Annotated in this window: 16 protein-coding genes; 7 read left to right on the plus strand and 9 right to left on the minus strand. The window is 45.6% G+C overall.

The features are described from left to right. Positions 1 to 87: 87 nt before the first annotated feature. From thiL to glyA, 8 genes are all read right to left on the minus strand, one after another. A complete protein-coding gene (gene thiL, locus ABY044_RS05155; protein ID WP_373018853.1) occupies positions 88 to 1,107 on the minus strand; it encodes a thiamine-phosphate kinase in 1,020 nt (339 codons plus the stop codon). Between the two features lie 82 nt (positions 1,108 to 1,189). Then, complete coding sequence (gene nusB, locus ABY044_RS05160; protein ID WP_373018855.1) at positions 1,190 to 1,675, minus strand: transcription antitermination factor NusB; 486 nt, start codon at positions 1,673 to 1,675, stop codon at positions 1,190 to 1,192. 14 nt (positions 1,676 to 1,689) lie between these two features. Further along, the gene (ribE, locus tag ABY044_RS05165; protein ID WP_373018857.1) at positions 1,690 to 2,151 is read right to left on the minus strand and encodes a 6,7-dimethyl-8-ribityllumazine synthase; all 462 of its coding nucleotides are present in this window, start codon (positions 2,149 to 2,151) and stop codon (positions 1,690 to 1,692) included. A 97-nt stretch (positions 2,152 to 2,248) separates the two neighbouring features. After that, a complete protein-coding gene (ribBA, locus tag ABY044_RS05170) occupies positions 2,249 to 3,373 on the minus strand; it encodes a bifunctional 3,4-dihydroxy-2-butanone-4-phosphate synthase/GTP cyclohydrolase II (RefSeq protein ID WP_373018859.1) in 1,125 nt (374 codons plus the stop codon). Positions 3,374 to 3,375: 2 nt separating this feature from the next. After that, positions 3,376 to 4,026, minus strand: a complete 651-nt coding sequence (locus ABY044_RS05175) for a riboflavin synthase (protein ID WP_373018861.1) — start codon at positions 4,024 to 4,026, stop codon at positions 3,376 to 3,378. Between the two features lie 33 nt (positions 4,027 to 4,059). Next, the gene (gene ribD / locus ABY044_RS05180; RefSeq protein ID WP_373018863.1) at positions 4,060 to 5,205 is read right to left on the minus strand and encodes a bifunctional diaminohydroxyphosphoribosylaminopyrimidine deaminase/5-amino-6-(5-phosphoribosylamino)uracil reductase RibD; all 1,146 of its coding nucleotides are present in this window, start codon (positions 5,203 to 5,205) and stop codon (positions 4,060 to 4,062) included. Next, on the minus strand, positions 5,205 to 5,687 hold the full coding sequence (gene nrdR, locus ABY044_RS05185) for a transcriptional regulator NrdR (RefSeq protein WP_373018865.1): 483 nt from the start codon (positions 5,685 to 5,687) through the stop codon (positions 5,205 to 5,207). Before nrdR ends, ribD begins: the two co-directional genes overlap by 1 nt. Before the next feature lie 180 nt (positions 5,688 to 5,867). After that, positions 5,868 to 7,139, minus strand: a complete 1,272-nt coding sequence (glyA, locus tag ABY044_RS05190; RefSeq protein WP_373018867.1) for a serine hydroxymethyltransferase — start codon at positions 7,137 to 7,139, stop codon at positions 5,868 to 5,870. Positions 7,140 to 7,349: 210 nt separating this feature from the next. Between glyA and ettA the strand changes: the two genes are divergently transcribed. The 7 genes from ettA (at position 7,350) to ABY044_RS05225 (ending at position 15,896) form a co-directional block, all read left to right on the plus strand. Continuing rightward, complete coding sequence (gene ettA, locus ABY044_RS05195) at positions 7,350 to 9,020, plus strand: energy-dependent translational throttle protein EttA (protein ID WP_373018869.1); 1,671 nt, start codon at positions 7,350 to 7,352, stop codon at positions 9,018 to 9,020. 5 nt (positions 9,021 to 9,025) lie between these two features. After that, entirely contained in the window at positions 9,026 to 9,937 is a 912-nt protein-coding gene (locus ABY044_RS05200) for a diguanylate cyclase domain-containing protein (RefSeq protein ID WP_373018871.1), read from the plus strand. Positions 9,938 to 9,957: 20 nt separating this feature from the next. Further along, positions 9,958 to 10,452 carry a DsrE family protein gene (locus ABY044_RS05205; RefSeq protein WP_373018873.1) on the plus strand — a complete coding sequence of 165 codons (495 nt, stop codon included), beginning with the start codon at positions 9,958 to 9,960 and terminating at the stop codon, positions 10,450 to 10,452. Positions 10,453 to 10,745: 293 nt separating this feature from the next. After that, positions 10,746 to 12,359, plus strand: a complete 1,614-nt coding sequence (locus tag ABY044_RS05210) for a chemotaxis protein CheA (RefSeq protein WP_373018875.1) — start codon at positions 10,746 to 10,748, stop codon at positions 12,357 to 12,359. After that, entirely contained in the window at positions 12,356 to 12,928 is a 573-nt protein-coding gene (locus ABY044_RS05215) for a chemotaxis protein CheW (RefSeq protein ID WP_373018877.1), read from the plus strand. The genes ABY044_RS05210 and ABY044_RS05215 overlap by 4 nt, the downstream gene beginning before the upstream one ends. Next, entirely contained in the window at positions 12,925 to 14,511 is a 1,587-nt protein-coding gene (locus ABY044_RS05220) for a methyl-accepting chemotaxis protein (RefSeq protein ID WP_373018879.1), read from the plus strand. Before ABY044_RS05215 ends, ABY044_RS05220 begins: the two co-directional genes overlap by 4 nt. A gap of 179 nt (positions 14,512 to 14,690) precedes the next feature. Beyond that, on the plus strand, positions 14,691 to 15,896 hold the full coding sequence (locus ABY044_RS05225; protein ID WP_373018881.1) for an EAL domain-containing protein: 1,206 nt from the start codon (positions 14,691 to 14,693) through the stop codon (positions 15,894 to 15,896). A 98-nt stretch (positions 15,897 to 15,994) separates the two neighbouring features. On the opposite strand, the gene ABY044_RS05230 is transcribed toward ABY044_RS05225, so the two are convergent. Next, positions 15,995 to 17,908, minus strand: a complete 1,914-nt coding sequence (locus ABY044_RS05230) for a 5'-nucleotidase C-terminal domain-containing protein (RefSeq protein WP_373018883.1) — start codon at positions 17,906 to 17,908, stop codon at positions 15,995 to 15,997. Positions 17,909 to 17,930: the final 22 nt, after the last annotated feature.

The following is a 17,930-nucleotide window of genomic DNA, read 5'->3' on the forward strand; positions in this document are numbered from 1 at the left end:
CCTCTATCGTTACACAACCTGCATTCGGATCAACTCCGTACAGGTTGTGTTAACGAACTAAAATCCTTTATCTACAGTCCATTCTCTTTAGAAGTGCTGATAACCTTGTGCCGAAAGCAACCGTTCAGCTTGTTCCGCCTGCATCTCATCCGAACTCGACGCCTTAATCTTCACCCCCGGATACTCCGTCACCCTACCGATCGACTGAACATTTAACCCCTCAGACGCACACTTTTCCGACAACTCAAGCCATTTCCGTTGACTGATCGTAAAACATAACTGGTAATCATCGCCCGCCGATAAGGGCAAGCTCCAATCGTCGGTTTTAGCAATCCACTCCTGCACCGCCTCAGACATTGGCAACTGATCCAGGAAAATTTCAGCCCCCACCGGACTCCCTTTTTTAGCCGACGATCTTTCAAGTATGTGGCCCATATCGGCCAATAAACCGTCCGAAACATCAATCGCTGCAGAGGCATAGTCTTTCAATAGCTGCCCCAACTCAAGCTGCGGACAAGGCCTATTTAAAGCGGTTAAGCTAGAGTCCAACATTCCTTTAGTGAACCAGGCCTGCTGAGTTTCGGAAAAAGTTTTAAGCGCCGCCTTCAGTCCTAATCCGGCATCTCCCAAGCACCCGGAAACACAGATCAAATCCCCCGGTGTCGCGCCGGAACGCAACAATGCGCGACCCTTTCCCACCCAACCGTGTGCCGTTACCGTTACCGTCAATGGACCTTTTGTAGTATCTCCGCCGATGAGAGGAATTTGGTAAATCCGGCTTAATTCAGCCAACCCTTCCGAAAAATCTTTCAACCAATCATGATTGTTTTCAGGCAAAGTCAGCCCCAAAGAGAAGAAGCCGGGGCGTGCACCCATTGCGGCTAAATCACTCAGATTAACCGCCAACGCTTTCCAGGCAATGTCGTACGCAGAAGTATCGTGAGGGAAATGAACGCCGGCAACTAAAGTATCCGTTACCACCACAAGCTGATGGTTTTCGGGAGGCGTCAACACGGCGCCGTCATCCCCGATTCCGACTTCATCATCCGCTAAAGACTGGCTTAACGGCAAAAAATAGTGATCAATTAAATTAAACTCTTCGGACACGTCCTATCCCCTATTACAAAAAAAGCCTCGCAAGCATAACCTGCGGGGCTTTCTTTATAAGACACACATGACACAATCTCAATTAAGATGCATTTACTTCCATACTTCTTAACTGCTGTGCAACCTTATCCAAAATACCGTTGACGTATTTATGACTGTCTTCGGCACCAAAACGCTTAGCCAACTCAACACACTCATTGATGATGACTTTATAAGGAATTTCCGGCTTAGCCTGCAACTCGTAAACACCCATGCGCATAATGGTTTTCTCGACCGGATCGATCATGGAAACCGAACGATCTAACAAAGCGCCGTATACCTCATCCAATTCAACCGCCTTTGAAGAAACCTCGCTCAACAACTCGTTGAACAACGTCGCATCCACGCCCGTCAACAAGCCGTCTTCACTAAACTGCTTAGCGATAACAAAAGGCTCGTCTGCATTCATTTGCCACTGGTATAGCGCCTGCAAGGCAACTCGTCGCGTTTCGGTACGCTGTGAAACCTGCGGTTCGTCCTCTTGGACTTCTTCACCCTTACCGGGCTGTACTTGATTCAAATCTCTCATTCAGTGGACTACTTTTATAATTGTTTTAAAACGTTAACCATCTCAATCGCTGCCAAGGTGCACTCTTCACCCTTGTTCCCCGCTTTGGTTCCCGCGCGCTCGATTGCCTGTTCGATACTGTCGACGGTCAATACACCGAATGAAACCGGAATACCGCTACTCAACTGAACCTGACCAAGTCCTTTTACACACTCGCCGGCAACATAATCAAAATGAGGCGTACCGCCACGAATGACCGCACCTAATGCAACAATTGCATCATACTTGCCGGAATTCGCCATCTTTTGCGCTACCAATGGAATCTCAAACGCACCCGGAACCATTACTTTTTCGATATTCGCTTCATCACCACCGTGACGAACGATGGTATCGACCGCGCCTTCCACCAAGTGGTCAACGATAAAACTGTTAAAGCGGCCAACGACTAAGCCAATTTTCATATCTGCTGCAGTTAAGTTTCCAACGATTGTTTTCATTTATACATCTCTTAATTAAATTCACACCGAATGTTATGCGGTATTTTGCCATACTTGCCGGCAAATAGAAAAATTTCAATCCCATTAAACCGTTAGGTTACTTGTCTTCACCCAATTTCGGCAACACTTCGCTGATTTCCAATCCAAAGCCGCTCAGTGCGTTCATCTTCCACGCCGAACCGATCACCTTAAGTTTGGTAATATTCAAATCGGCAATGATCTGAGCCCCCAGACCATAAGTCTTGGTGTCGTCTTCGACAATTCGCTCCGGAGATTTAATGCCTAAATCACGCATTTGGAATTGCTGAATCTTATCAAGTAATTCGGCCGCCTCTTCATGTTTACGCAATACCACGATTGCACCACTGCCTTCTTGAACGATCTGTTGCATCGCTTTCTGCAACGACCAACCGCATTCACCACGAGTCGATCCGAAAACGTCACACAAGGTATCAAGCATATGAACACGAACCGCCGTCGGCTGTTCCGGATTCAACTGGCCGTACACCAAAGCGAAATGCGCTTTATGCTCGACCACATCCTGATAACCGATCAATTTGAATTCGCCGAACTCCGTCGGTAACTTGCACTCGGAAACACGTTCAATGGTCTTCTCGTTTTGCAGGCGATACTGAATCAAATCGGCAATCGTACCGATTTTTAAGCCGTGTTCTTGGGCATAGGCCTCTAAATCATCTCGACGCGCCATAGAGCCGTCTTCATTCATAATCTCGACGATCACCGAAGCCGGTTCGAAACCGGCCAAACGTGCCAAATCACAGCCCGCTTCGGTATGCCCGGCACGCGTTAAAACGCCACCAGGTTGGGCCATCAACGGAAAAATGTGTCCGGGCGTGACAATATCAGCCGGACCGGCTTCTTTGGCCACCGCAGTACGCACCGTCACCGCACGATCGGCGGCGGAAATACCGGTCGTTACCCCTTCGGCCGCTTCGATCGAAACCGTAAAATTGGTGCCGTGAGGATCTTTGTTATCGCGAACCATAAGCGGCAAATGCAACTGATTACAGCGCTCGCGCGTCATCGTCAGACAAATCAGGCCGCGACCGTAGCGTGCCATGAAATTGATGTCTTCCGCCGTCACCGTACTCGCTGGAACCAATAGGTCACCTTCGTTCTCACGGTCTTCATCATCCATCAGAATGACCATCTTGCCTTGCTTGTAATCTTCAATCAGTTCTTCAATCGTATTTAACTGCATGCTTACTTATATCCATTTTCCGCCAAAAATTCCGGCGTGATTTTCGATGTCGATTCCGCTTGCGGAGCCGATAACATTCGCTCCAAATAACGCGCCAATAAATCCACTTCCAAATTGACTTGGGTACCCGGCTTAAAATACTTAATCGTCGTTTCCTGACGAGTGTGCGGAACGATATTGACGCCGAACACACAACCATCCACCTGATTAACCGTCAAACTAATACCGTTGATACAGATGGAACCCTTGCCTGCAATATATTTACAGAGTTCGATCGGCGCTTCTACTTCATAACGCCAAGAACGCGCATCCTGAGAAATCGTTTTCACAATACCCACGCCATCCACATGACCGCTAACCAAATGTCCCCCCAGACGATCCTGAAGTCGTAACGCCTTCTCCAGATTCACCGGTGTACCTACCTGCCACTCTCCAGCCGTAGTCACACTTAACGTCTCACCCGACACATCCGCCACATAAGCCTGCTTCCCAAGCTCGATCGCCGTTAGACAAATACCGTTGGCAGCGATACTATCGCCAATTTGCACATCAGCCATATCAAGCTTACCGGTATGGATCGTGACACGCCAATCACCTTGGCGCGGCTCGATCTTTTCAATAAAACCTTCCGCCTGGATAATTCCCGTAAACATTCGTTACCTCATCCCTTAAGCTCAATTCGCTTCCTAATTCGATTTCGGAGTTAAAACCAGATGAACATCCTCACCTAGTCGATCCATGGATTCAAGCTGATAAGTCAGCTTATCCTGCATCGTCTCCAATTCCGGCAAAACAAACATCGGCTTAGCCTGATGCCCCATCAAAACCGGCGCGATAAAACAATGTAATTCGTCAACCATTCCCGACCGCATGAAAGCCCCGGCGACAATCGCACCGGATTCCACCATGACTTCACGGATCTCTTCCTCTTGAGCCAAATAGTCCAATACCGATCCGATATCTAAACGATCTTCCTCGGACGCCACTGCGACTAACTCAAAACCGGCACCAATCAAAGTTTCAACCAAGGCGGGATCGCGTTCAACCGTCTCTTTCGAGGTCATTAAAATAATACGCCCGGGTACGGAACGCATCTTTGCATCAAGCGGCATGCTCAAGTTAGGGTCCAATACCACACGCAAAGGCTGGCAGGAATCCTCATCCAAATTCAACTCTGCCAACAGTTCTTCCGGTAACCGTACATTCATACTTGGATCATCCGCCAATACGGTGCCAATCCCCGTTACCATCGCGCCGCTTCGAGCCCGCAACTTATGCACTTCCAAACGAGCTTCAGACCCCGTAATCCACTGGCTTTCACCATTTGCCATCGCCGTCCGTCCGTCAAGACTACTGGCCATCTTCAATCTAACAAAAGGACGCTGCTTTTCCATCATTTGAATAAACCCCGGATTTAATTCTCTCGCCTGATCGGATAACAATCCAACTTCAACGACAATACCCGCTTGCTGCATCCGTTCAATACCCGAACCAGCTACCAGCGGATTAGGATCACGCATGGCCACCACAACCCGCTTTACGCCGGCCTCAATCAAACCGTCCGCACACGGCGGCGTACGTCCGTGATGGGAACAAGGCTCCAATGTCACATAAGCGGTTGCTTCGCGTGCCGACTCACCGGCTTCGGCCAAAGCGACCCTTTCGGCATGCGGCAAGCCCGCTTTACGATGCCATCCTTGACCGACGATTCGTTCATCCTTGACCAGCACACACCCGACAGCCGGATTCGGCTTGGTCGAATAGAGACCTTTTCTGGCCAACTCGATCGCCAGTTGCATATAGGCTTCGTCGACCGCTGAAAAACGTTGCATTACGACTGACCGTTATCCGTCTTGGCGGTTGTTGCGTGCACCAACTTCTCAATCTCTTCCCTAAAAGCGTTCACATCCTGGAAAGATCGGTAAACCGAGGCAAAACGCACATAAGCGACCTGATCTAATTCTCTTAAAGACTCCATCACCCACTCTCCAAGCTGAGAAGAAGGAATTTCTCGCACCCCTTCGGACATCAAACGCTTAGTCATTTGACCAATAATTTGATCAATGGCATCACTCTCTACCGGGCGCTTTTCCAAAGCCTTAATCAAACCACGGCGGATTTTTTCCTCGTCGAAACGCTCGCGGTTGCCATCGCTTTTAACCACTCTAGGCAATGAAAGCTCGGCTGATTCGTAAGTGGTAAAACGCTCTCCGCACTGTAGACACTCTCTGCGGCGACGTACTTGAACTCCCTCGGTTGCGAGGCGAGAATCCACGACTTTTGTATCTGGCGCATTACAAAACGGACAATGCATACCTTATTTACTCCATGGACAATGATTTAATTTGATAATCTCTTTTATAAAAACCCAAGTCAAATCCAAGATTTTTATAAAAACGAATATCAATAATTCGAGAAACTCTTTTGTAGATGCTAAAAAACCACCGAACCCGGTGGTTTTTTAGAACTTGAATTCAGTTCGTAAAAACTGAAATTACTTGTAAACCGGTTTCGCTTCGCACAAAGCGGACACTTTAGCACGAACATCGGCAATGACCGCTTCGTCCCAAGTCTCGTTTGCCTGGTCGCACGCATCGATAACGTCGCACATCCAAGTGGCTAGATTTGTACAATCTTCTTCGGTGAAACCACGCGTAGTCGCTGCCGCCGTACCCACACGAATACCGGAAGTAACAAATGGAGACATTGGATCGTTCGGTACCGAGTTTTTATTGATCGTGATATGCGCGCTATCCAAAGCCGCATCTACCAACTTACCGGTTAAACCTTTCTCGATCAGACTGACCAAGAACAAATGGTTTTCGGTTCCGCCGGAAACCACATCACAACCACGCTTCATGAATACTTCCGCCATTGCTTTCGCGTTTTTAACGACATTTTGGCAATACGTTTTCCACTCAGGTTCCAAACACTCTTTGAAAGCCACCGCTTTTGCCGCCATGACGTGGACCAAAGGACCACCCTGACCGCCCGGGAAAATCGCCGAATTCAATTTCTTTTCCAAATCCGGGTTGGATTTAGCCAAGATCAAACCACCGCGAGGACCGCGAAGTGTTTTGTGAGTCGTCGTCGTCACAACATCCGCGAACGGAACAGGGTTAGGATATAAACCACCGGCGACCAAACCGGCTACGTGAGCCATATCGACAAACAAATAAGCACCAACCGAATCCGCGATGTCGCGGAAACGCTGCCAATCAATCACTTGAGAGTAAGCGGAGAAACCGGCGATGATCATCTTCGGCTTATGTTCGTTCGCCAATGCCTGAACTTCGTCGTAATCGATCTTACCGGTCACGGAATCGATACCGTACTGAACCGCGTTATAAATCTTACCCGAGAAGCTGACGTGAGAACCGTGAGTCAAGTGACCGCCGTGCGCCAAGCTCATACCTAAAACCGTATCGCCCGGCTCGACCAAAGCCATATAAACCGCTGCGTTTGCCTGTGAACCGGAATGCGGCTGAACGTTTGCGTAATCCGCACCAAACAGCTCTTTAGCACGGTCGATTGCCGCTTGCTCTACAATATCCGCAAACTCACAACCACCGTAGTAGCGCTTACCTGGATAACCTTCCGCATACTTATTCGTGAAGCATGAGCCCTGTGCTTCCATCACTCGCGGACTGGTGTAGTTTTCAGAAGCAATTAATTCGATATGAGATTCTTGTCGTTTCTCTTCGTTTTTGATGGCATCTGCAATCAAATCATCGTAACCGGCAATGGTCATAGATTTTGTGAACATGAAAAGGTTCTCCGTCTCAAGTTTTAGTTTGTTCAAAGAGAGGAATTTTACCCGTTTTCAACCCAAATAACCACGACAATCCATAGATTTACAATTCTTATCCATTCTAACAACGGTTTATCTTTATAAACGCCTGCTTTTTCGGTAAAGTTGCATGCATTATTAATTGTATTTTTAAAGTTAAATCAGAAATTTTTAGGAAACTGCTAAATGGCTCAATTTGTTTATACCATGAACCGTGTCGGGAAAGTCGTCCCGCCAAACCGTCACATTTTAAAAGACATCTCCCTATCCTTTTTCCCGGGTGCAAAAATCGGGGTTTTAGGTCTAAACGGTTCCGGTAAATCCACCCTATTGAAGATCATGGCCGGCATCGACACCGATATCGTCGGTGAAGCCCGCCCTCAACCCGGCATCAAAATCGGCTATCTACCTCAAGAACCGCAACTTGATGAAAGCAAAACCGTTCGAGGCAATATTGAAGAAGCGGTTTCAGAAGTAAAAGATGCCTTAGCGGAACTGGATGCAATTTATGCGGCTTATGCGGAACCGGATGCAGACTTCGATGCACTTGCAAAAAAACAGGCTGAAATTGAAGACATCATTCAAGCCAAAGACGGTCACAACATTGACCGCACTTTAGAGATCGCAGCAGATGCTTTACGCTTACCGGACTGGGATGCAGATGTCAGCAAGCTTTCCGGTGGTGAACGCCGCCGCGTAGCGCTTTGCAAACTGCTTTTGGAAAAACCGGACATGCTGCTATTGGACGAGCCTACCAACCACTTAGATGCGGAATCCATCGCCTGGCTGGAGCGCTTCTTATTAGACTTCCCCGGCACCGTGGTGGCCATCACCCACGACCGTTACTTCCTGGACAACGCCGCACAATGGATCCTGGAGCTGGATCGTGGTGAAGGTATTCCATTTGAAGGCAACTACTCTTCCTGGCTAGATCAGAAAGAGAAGCGTCTTGAGCAAGAATCCAAATCTGAAGCGGCGCGATTGAAAACCATCAAAAGCGAACTTGAGTGGGTACGCTCTAATGCTAAAGGGCGTCACGCAAAATCAAAAGCCCGTATGGCCCGCTTTGAAGAGCTTAGCAGCCAAGAATCACAAAAGCGTAATGAAACCAGCGAGATCTTCATCCCGGTGGCTGAACGCTTGGGTGAAAAGGTTATCGAGGTCAACCACATCTCCAAAGGTTTCGGTGATCGTCTACTGATTGACGACCTTAACTTTAGACTTCCTCAGGGAGGAATTGTCGGTATTATCGGTGCCAACGGTGCCGGTAAATCGACTCTGTTCAAAATGCTGACAGGACAAGAACAACCGGATTCAGGAACGATCGAATTCGGTGAAACCGTTCAACTTTCTTACGTAGACCAGAGTCGCGACGCACTGGATGATAACAAATCGGTTTGGGAAGAGATTTCCGGCGGGGACGAAATTTTCATGGTCGGCAATACCGAAGTTAACTCTCGAGCATACTGCAGCCGCTTTAACTTCCGCGGAGGAGATCAACAGAAGAAAATCGGCCAGCTTTCCGGCGGTGAACGCAACCGTGTACATTTGGCCAAAACACTACGTAGCGGCGGTAACTTGTTACTGCTGGATGAACCGACCAACGATTTAGATGTAGAAACCCTTCGTGCCTTGGAAGAAGCCCTGCTGGAATTCGCCGGTTGCGCCGTGGTCATTTCCCACGACCGCTGGTTCCTGGATCGTATCGCCACACACATGCTGGCTTTCGAAGGGGATTCACACGTTGAATGGTTCGAAGGAAACTTCTCCGATTACGAAGAAGACTTGAAGCGCCGCAAAGGTGCGGATGCCGCCCAGCCTCACCGCATTAAATACAAACCGATTAGCAAGGACTAGGATCGATGACTGAAGAAAACATAAATTCTCACCTTATTGCCATTGCCAATGCCATGCCCGACCCTATTTTCGTTATGGGTCAGGACGGTACTTATCTAGACATCATTGGTGGTCAGGAACGCTCTTTATACGCCGACGGCTCCGAACTGATCGGAAAAAAATACAGTGACGTTCTGCCTGAAAAAATGGCTGAACGTTTCCTGCTTGTCGTGCAAAACGCGATTAAAAGCGGCCGATTACAAGAGATCGAGTACCAGTTGGCGGATGAAGAAGTTGAAGGTGTCCACGACAGTTCAACCAAAGGCGGCCAATGGTACGAAGCACGTGTTTACCCGATCAAAGACGGGACTTACGACCAGCCTGCGGTTATCTGGTTGGCGATCAACATCACCAGTCGCAAACACATGGAAGAACAGCTCGAGCACCTCTCCTCCAACGACCCGCTGACCAATCTGTACAACCGCGATTTCTTCCTCGACATCGTCAACGAAGAGATCAACAAAGCGAAAATGAATAACCAGCCTTTGTCTCTGTTTAAGATCAACCTGGACTGTTTCAAACGCATCACAGATCGTTATGGTCACGAAATGGGCGATACGGCGATCCTTACTGCGGCGCACGCTATCAAGAACGTCATTAAAGACCTTGGTCACATTGGCCGTTTAAGTTGTGACCAATTCATGGTGGTTCTACCGGAAGTCAAAGCGGTCGATGCCTTCCGCATCGCCAAACTGGCTCAGGAAACCATCACCGCTCAAACCATTAAACTGGAAGACGGCACAACGACTTGCTTAACCAGCCATGCTGGCGTAACCGAATTACGTAAGCCGGATGAAGACAGCCAAACTCTGTTCATGCGAGTCAATAAAGCCATCGAAGCGATTGAAGGCAAAAAAGACATCACCAACATCCTGTAAACCAACGAAGGTAATCAATGATGAATATGTTTCAAAAAGGTTTCAAATCATTTTTCGCGGGGATCATTCTAGCGATTTCGTCCATCGCAACAGCGCAAGCGGCCGATGACGGCGCTAAAGTGGTCTACCACGTCGACTTTAAAGATCCGACCCGATACTCGGCCACCCTGACCTCTATCAATAACATTTTGAACTTCTACGAATCCGAACTGATGGAACCGGAGGTGCATTTGGTATTTGTCGGCTACGGCTTACGCTTCACAACCGACGATGACCTTAAAGGCACGCCTTATGAAGCCGATCAACCGCTTCTTGAGCGCCGTGAAGAGCTTAAAGGCCGTTTGCAAAGTCTGATTACCGTTCGAGGCGTGAAGGTCGAACTGTGCGACAAAACACGTGACGAAGTCGGTCTGGCAAAAGACAAAGTCTATAAAGGGGTTGAATTGACGCCTTCCGGAGTAGCGAAGATCGCTATTCTTCAGAGCGAAGGGTTCTCTTACCTTAAAATCCAGTAATCTTTACCCTGACTTTTCAAGCGGCCTTTAACCGGCTGCTTGAAAACCACAAACCATCTCCCGCAGCCCAACACTCACACAAATATCCCCACCTTCTTTCCCGAACAGTTAGCGAAAAATCAAATAAGCCAACACACATAAATCCGGTTTTTTGTGCAGACAATAAGCACTTACACCAATATAAAATTGATTTCTTCAATAAAAAGAGTTAGATTCCAACACTAATATCACGGTCTAAAAGCTGATTAAGAACTTACAACCAATCACGACCAAACTACGACAGGATGTCATATATGGATATATCTCTGGCTCAAAGGCTTTTTTTAGAGGAAGCTGAAGACCTATTACAAGATATTGCCGACTCTCTGACTTCGATTAAAGACTCTCCCAAACAAGCAAAAACCTACATCAATCAAATTTTTCGTAGTGTTCATACCATCAAAGGCTCGTGCCGGGCCTTAGGACACGAAAACCTTGCTGATTTTGCCGATGAATTCGAAAGCTTTTTACAGTTTTCAAGACAGTCAACAGGCCCTTTATCCAGTGAACACATTACACTTTTGTCACAACTGCATGAACACCTTGAACTTCTGATTAAAAAAATCAATTTTCAAGATCTTCTAATCGACCTTGATCATCAAAAACACCTACTGAATAAAATCGACTATTTGAAAAACAATGCTAAGGAAAATACCGACTCCGAAGAAAGAAAACTTACCCTGAACTCGTCCGAAACAGAAAAAATTATCTCGACGGCAGAAACGGTAAAGCTCGACAATAGCTCGATAAATAAACTTCAGCAAGAGATAACTGCGATTCAGTTAATACTGGAGCGACACCGTCAAGCACTTCTACAAAAAGAAAGTTCTCTAGTTGAAGAAACTCTTGATCAGCTGGAAAAAAAAGTCGGCAATCTACAGTACCAAACTTCCCAGATAAACCAGATATCCATCAATACATTACTCGAACGCTTGAAATTCACTTTTGATGATGCCTGCCGTGCAGCTGATAAAAAAGCGGAATTATCCATTTACACCAATACCGAATCCATTGATCGAAGCCTGGCAGATAAACTATATGAACCCTTGATGCACTTGATTCGCAATGCGGTTGACCACGGTATTGACTCGCTTACAGAACGTCAGGCAAACGGAAAACCGGAGATTGCGCAAATCAGCTGTACATTCACTCAACAACTTGGACAACTAAACATTGAAATCAAGGATGACGGTCCGGGGTTAAACCTTAGCAAAATAAAAGAAAAAGCCGTTAATACACAATTAGTGCAACCCCTTGATCAAATGTCAGATCAACAATTACAGCAATTAGTTTTTTTACCGGGTTTCACTACACACAATAGTCCTTCGCAATTATCAGGAAGAGGCGTCGGACTGGATTACGTTCGCAACTACTTACTACAACTACGAGGCAACATTCGTCTAACCAGCATCCCGGGCAACGGAACGACATTCACGCTCAACCTGCCCTTAAAAAGCTCAGAGCAATCCACCCTATTGGTACGAATAGGCCAAACGATTTTCGGAATCGACACTCAAATAGTACATGAATGCATAGCGATGCACGGAAAGGTGGATGAACGAAACTATGTGCTGCTCCCAATTTACCAGCAAAGACCGAGAGTCATAGATCTATATAAACTGCTAAACCTGTCGAAACAAGACGCCCAGAACATCAACAAGCATTCAAGTTCGATTGTCTTTATTCAATATGACGGTGAATTCTTTGCCCTGATTGCGGACGAGATTCTCCGCACTCAAGTATTACGTGTCGAACCGAGAGCTTGTTTTATAGGCTCACAAAACTGCTTTAACGGTACTTCACTATTAGAAAATGGTGAAACCGCTTATTCTTTAGATATGTTCAGCATTAGAGAGAAACTGGAATGAGCCTGTTAAAACACTTTATCCCATCGGAACCGGATCAGTTTTCATTTTTCGATGACGATATCTTTCATCCTCAATTCCTGATTTTTGAAGACCGGAACCGGTTTTTCGCGCTGGATGCCAACGCTGTCGAAGAAGTTCTCGTTATCGATCAAATCACCCCTTTACCGGGATTAAATAACGAACTAATCGGTACAACCGCCGTTCGAGGTGTGACCTTATACACTCTACCAATCGACCTTTTACTTGATTCAACCTCAGATAAAAAGCAACAAACGGCACACGATTCCAACAGCCTGATCATCATCCGGGAACAAACGGATCAAGATCTTCCGCGAGTGGGAATATTAGTAGAAAGGATTTGGCAACTTCACGCAATCAAGGCCAACTCAATCCAAACCGTCAATGCAGAAGAAAAATCTCAACATATAGGGAACGAGTTCCTGGGCAGGGTAAGTCTACACAAACAAAACATTTACATTCTTAACCACGAACAGCTTTTCCGAAAAGATAATTTAATGACCGTTATTTGCGATTCAACTACATTTAAAAAAAGAGATTTTTTATCATGATCAAAACCGTCAAAACCAAACTTACCTTAAGCAATGCCGTGATCATAATAGGCGTTTCTTTGCTTATCGCATATGGCCTTTACGGATTAAGTAAGATGCAACAAGAATTGGACACACTCTACCAAGATAGAATCCAACCTCTCCAACAGATGTGGAATATCAACCAACTGAGCATCGAAAATTATCGCTACTTACCGGAAGCCTACCTAGAAAACCCTGCCAATAAAGCAGAAATTCTAGACCAAATAAATTCTAATCGCAGCTCCCTAACCCACCTATGGGAAAGTTATAACGCCACCTACATCACCGAAGAAGAAAGAAAACTGGCCGACCAACTTTATATAACGGCGGTTTCGATGGACTCAGCAAGTCAAAAAATCGCCAAACTCATTAGCGAGAATAAAACCGACTACTTGAAAACCCATTTCGAGACTCTTTCATCTCCCACCCTACAGAAAACGTTTGTCGAAAAAATGAATAAAGTTATTTCAATTCAAGTCAACATTTCTGAACAAATCAATCAGGAGGCCGAACGTCACCTACAAAAAACAATGTCCACACAACTCATAGCGATCGCCCTTTTGATTGTCATCGTGTTAACGGCAACAATCCTCACTACCCGCTCAATTCTTGCCGATTTAGGCGCGGAACCGCACATCGTTAAGGGAAATTTAAAACGCCTTTCCGAAGGGGATTTCACCGAGACTCCCGATCCTAACTCTTTCCCGGAACAAAGCGTCATGCATTCACTCTCTAAAATGATAGCTGAACTGCATCGCGCCATAAAAGAAGCAAACAATACGGCTTTTTCAACGGCAGGTGCAGCTGAAGAATTAAGCTCGGTTGCCCAAGAGATCAGTGCAAGTCAGAGCCAACAATCCATCAGCATAGAACAATCTTCGGCCAGCCTACAAAACATTAAGGACTTTATCACCAACACCAGCAACACGGTTCAAGAGCTTAGAAATCAAGTAGAGCAAAGCAATATTGAAATTAAGAGCCGGGTTAAACACGTCCAGGATATGATCGATAAAACCCAATTGATCACCAAAAAGATTGGGATTATGGACGATATCTCTTATCAAACCAATTTACTCGCAGTCAACGCCGCCATTGAAGCCGGGCGCGCGGGAGAAAACGGCCGTGCCTTTGCCGTGGTTGCCAGTGAAATAAGAAAACTCGCAAACAAGAATCAACAAAGCGCAGAAGAAATCCATGAATTAAGTACCGAAGTCATGGACCTCAGCCAAAACGCACAGACCAGTTTGAAAAATCTGACCGATTCAATTGATGCCATCGCGCAACAAATGGAAAACATCACGATCGCCAACATCGAACAAACTAGAAGTGTAAGAGACATTAATGATGGCGTCATGAATATCGCCGACGCCATTTCCGCATCCGCATCCGCCACCGAAGAGTTAGCCGCTACCTCTGAAGAACTTGCCGCACAAAGCAGCCAACTGAAAGTAGTCATGACTTTCTTCAAACTTCAGAAAACAGAAAATCAAGCGCAAAAACCAGTTAGAGCGGATCTATTGCCCGATATCAAAGTTTCTGAAAAGGATTTCGAAAACTTCTAACACAGCCTTTTAAAAACAAAAAACCTAGAAAACAAATGGTTAAAATAAAATGAGTAATTGATTAACTACATTTTCTGCAAAAAAAACATAAAAATTCTAATTCCATTAGTTATTTTACGTAATATAATAGGCCAACATAATGCGGCTTGGATGCCAGAAACAAAGCAGGGACACAAAAAATGTTACATGATGTTAAATCAGTATTAATCGTCGAAGACAGTAAGACGCAACGTACAATATTGGAAATGATGTGCACAGAGTTAGGCATTAACCATGTTGTAGGCGTTGAGAACGGCCAAGAAGCTTTAGAATACCTTGAAGACGACAATTCTGTAGATTTAATGCTATGTGATCTAGAACTCCCCGAATTAAACGGCATCGAACTTATCAACCACATCAGTAAAACACGTAAAAACTTTGCGCTTGTAATCATGAGCGGCCGAGAACAAAGCTTAATCTCCTCAGTAGAACTTATGGCTAAAAGTGAAGGTTTCTATACATTAGGCGGATACCGAAAGCCTTTTTCACAAACCGAACTTGAAGCGGTATTGGGCAACTTTGACCGGAACAGATTAATACAGGTGCCTAGCTTCCAAAAACGTGAAAAGCCCACCATTACAATCGAATCTTTCAAAAATGCACTGAGTGCAAATGAATTCACTCTTTACTTCCAACCCAAGGTCTTTTGCGAAAATGATGAATTGGAAGGCGTAGAAGCACTTATACGATGGAAGCATCCCGAGTACGGCGTGATAGCACCGGACGATTTCATCCCTTTTGCCATCGAAAACAATCTTATTAATGAGTTAACTTTACTGGTGGTAAAAAAGAGCATTGACGCCCTAACACGATGGGAAACGTATGGACTTAACACTAAAATTTCCATCAATCTATCAGCTAAAAGTTTTACCGAATCCAGTTTCTCGCAACAGATTCTGAATATTTTAAGCACTGGAAACATCAAACCCAGTCAACTGACCTTTGAGGTTACGGAGACCGAAGTCATACACGATATCGGCAGCGCCCTCTCCTTATTAACCAAACTGCGTTTAGCCGGTTTTGGTTTATCTATCGATGATTACGGAACAGGCCAATCCTCCATTAAACAATTAACGCAGATTCCTTTTACCGAATTGAAAATTGATCGATCGCTTATAGAAGACATTCATCTTAAAGATCACCTAAAGGTCATCTTTGAAAGCACACTGAGAATGTGTAGCAAGATGGATATTAAAGTCGTAGCGGAAGGGATTGAAAAAATTGAAGAATGGGATTATTTGACACAAGCGGGATGCGATATTGCTCAAGGCTATTTAATTTGCCCTCCTGTAACCGAAGAAGTGCTACAAAATTGGATTAAAAACGGAATGAGATTCTTTCACTAAGGTTTATAAGAACTACAAATTAGATACCCAATTCCAAAAACAACAGACACAAAAAAACCAGCCGAAGCTGGTTTTTTTGTTTTAGATGTTTATGACAATTAAGCCATTTCACCTGGGTAGTTTTCAATACCTGGGTTATTCTTAACACCTTTAAGCTTAGGATGGTTAACCTTCTTAAGCTTCATATCGCTCTTATGACGACGTAGGTAATCAGCAGCAACATCCCACATCAAACGACCGTCACCAACAGACTCAACCTGTGCCCAACCGGCAACAGAATAAGTCTTGTTCGCTTCTAGAGGCGTACCGTCATCCAAACGCATGTCAGAGATACGGTTACCTAGTGAAGCGTTTGGCTCACAAGTGTAGTCCATACCACCAAGACGAACCATATCACCACCAGACTGTAGGTATGGGTCTTTCTGGAATAGGTTCTCACAGATACCTTCTAGAATATCTTTCATTTGAGCACCAGTCACTTCTGACTTATAAGTTTCACCGTAAGTCATAGAAGTTTCATCCATTACGCGCTCCATAGTGATCATCTCACCAGCTAGAACAGAAGTACCCCAACGAACACCGGCAGACATAGCGATCTGCGCATCGTGCTCTTCACGTAGTGAGTTTACGATGATCTGATCCCATGTACCCATGAAGTTACCACGACGGTAAAGAGTATCTTCAGCTACTGCCAACTCTTCACCTAGGATTTCACCGTAAGTCTTTCCTAGACGGTCTTTGCTGTATGCGCGTGAAGGATCACGAGACTCAACAATGTTTGTATCGTACTTACGAGTGTATAGGTGGTCGATGAAAGTAGAAACTTCTTTATCGGCATCCAAGATGTTAGAGAATACAGGCAACAACTTGTAATCAACACCTTTCAACTTACCGTTAGAAATATCCAAATCCATACAACCAACGAACTTACCGTTAGAACCAGCGTTCGTTACGTGACATACACCACCTTCTGGAGTCTTAACTGGAGTAGTCTTAGGAATACCATCGTGAGTGTGACCACCAAAGATTGCATCGATACCGTTGATACGTGAAGCCATCTTGATGTCAACATCCATACCGTTGTGAGAGATCATAACGATTGCCGCTGGCTTCTCAGTTTCACGAATCTTATCAACCGTTTCCTGAAGAGCGTCTTCACGAAGACCGAAAGACCAATCCGGGAAGTTAGACTGTGGGTTAGCGTTCGCAGTACGTGGGAAAGCCTGACCTACAACAGCGATACGCTCACCGTTAATGATTTTGATCGTGTATGGTTTGAATGCACGAGCTTCGTCTTCATCGAAAAGACCAACACCGTTGTTTGCATCTACCATTTCACGGTATGCATCACCGAACAAAGAATCTTCTTTGATACGGATGTTCTGAGCCAAGAATTCACCTTTGAAGTTGTTCAAGTTTTTCAAAACTTCTTCTTCAGTGTAAGTAAATTCCCAGTGACCAGTCATGATGTCAACGCCCAATAGGTTTGACGCTTCAACCATGTCAGCACCACGAGTCCATAGAGCAGTACCGGAACCGTGCCACAAGTCACCACCATCCATAGTCAATGTGTTTTCACGTCCACCAGCTTGCTCACGTAACTTATCTAGAAGCGTTTTAACGTGTGCGAAACCACCAACTTTACCATACTGCTCGGAAGCATCTTGGAAGTTGATATATGTGAATGCATGTGCAAGCGGCGTGTTAGGCTCAATACCTAGTTCGTTTAACAACTTCGAACCAACAACGTGAGGCAACTTACCGAATGCTGGACCCGTACCCAAGTTTACGTTTGGTTCACGGAAATAGATTGGCTTTAACTGAGCGTGCGTATCTGTAATGTGCAACAGACGAACCTTACCTTTCATTGGCTGGTTATAAATTTCAGCAGAAGCTTTAGCCGCTGCCGCTTTATCTGTACCTGAAGACATTGCACTTGCAGTACCTGGTAACATCCCTGCAGCTGCAGCCATAGACATTACATGTAAAAATTCACGACGATTTAAAGACATTCGGTCTCTCTCCGTTTTAGTT

It is taken from the genome of Thiomicrorhabdus sp., from assembly GCF_041583835.1.
Lineage (GTDB): Bacteria > Pseudomonadota > Gammaproteobacteria > Thiomicrospirales > Thiomicrospiraceae > Thiomicrorhabdus.